This is a genomic window from Burkholderia sp. Cy-637, assembly GCF_011753175.1.
Classification (GTDB): domain Bacteria; phylum Pseudomonadota; class Gammaproteobacteria; order Burkholderiales; family Burkholderiaceae; genus Burkholderia; species Burkholderia gladioli.
Genome location: NZ_VWWC01000399.1, coordinates 1 through 985 on the forward strand (window position 1 = coordinate 1; position 985 = coordinate 985).

The following is a 985-nucleotide window of genomic DNA, read 5'->3' on the forward strand; positions in this document are numbered from 1 at the left end:
GCCGCCCCGCATGCCGGCGCGAGCCGGGCGCGGGCGGCCTTGCCGGACCACCGGCGGGCTCGCCGCGCGAGAGAGGTCGATAATATCCGGATCGCGGCCGCCATCTTCGGTAAACTTGCGCCACCGAGCCGGCGCCATCCGCGCCGCGCTCCCCGAACCAGACGATCCCTCTTTCTGCCGCACGCCGCCCGTCATGACCCAGGACAGCCGCTTTCCGAACCTCTTCATCCTCGATCACCCGCTGATCCAGCACAAGCTCACGCACATGCGCGACAAGGACACGTCCACGCGCACCTTCCGCGAGCTGCTGCGCGAGATCACGATGCTGATGGGCTACGAGATCACCCGCAACCTGCCGATCACCACCAAACGGGTCGAAACCCCGCTGGTCGAGATCGACGCGCCGGTGATCGCCGGCAAGAAGCTGGCGATCGTGCCGGTGCTGCGCGCCGGCATCGGCATGTCCGACGGCCTGCTCGACCTGGTGCCCTCGGCGCGCGTGGGCCATATCGGCGTGTTCCGCGCCGACGACCACCGCCCGGTGGAATACCTGGTGCGCCTGCCCGACCTGGAGGACCGCAACTTCATCCTGTGCGACCCGATGATCGCCACCGGCTACTCGGCGGTGCACGCGGTGGACGTGCTCAAGCGCCGCAACGTGCCCGGCGAGCGGATCTCGTTCCTGGCCCTGGTGGCCGCGCCCGAGGGCATCGAGGTGTTCCGCCAGGCGCATCCGGACGTGAAGGTCTATGTCGCCTCGCTCGATTCGCACCTGAACGAGCACGCCTACATCATCCCGGGCCTGGGCGACGCCGGCGACCGCCTGTTCGGCACCAAGAACTAGGCGCATCGCCCTTGCCCGCCGTCCCGTCCCGCCGCGCGGCGGGACAAGAGCAAGGGACAAGCCCGGCGGCCGAGCGCGCCGCCTCGCCATCCTCCTCGCGCCGCCCCGCCCCGCATCCAGGGCGCCGCAGCCGACGCCGCC

At 70.7% G+C, this 985-nt stretch carries 1 protein-coding gene; it reads left to right on the plus strand.

Annotated elements, in window-relative coordinates:
- Positions 1-193 precede the first annotated feature (193 nt).
- Positions 194-844 carry a uracil phosphoribosyltransferase gene (upp, locus tag F3J10_RS35835; protein WP_013698908.1) on the plus strand — a complete coding sequence of 217 codons (651 nt, stop codon included), beginning with the start codon at positions 194-196 and terminating at the stop codon, positions 842-844.
- Positions 845-985: the final 141 nt, after the last annotated feature.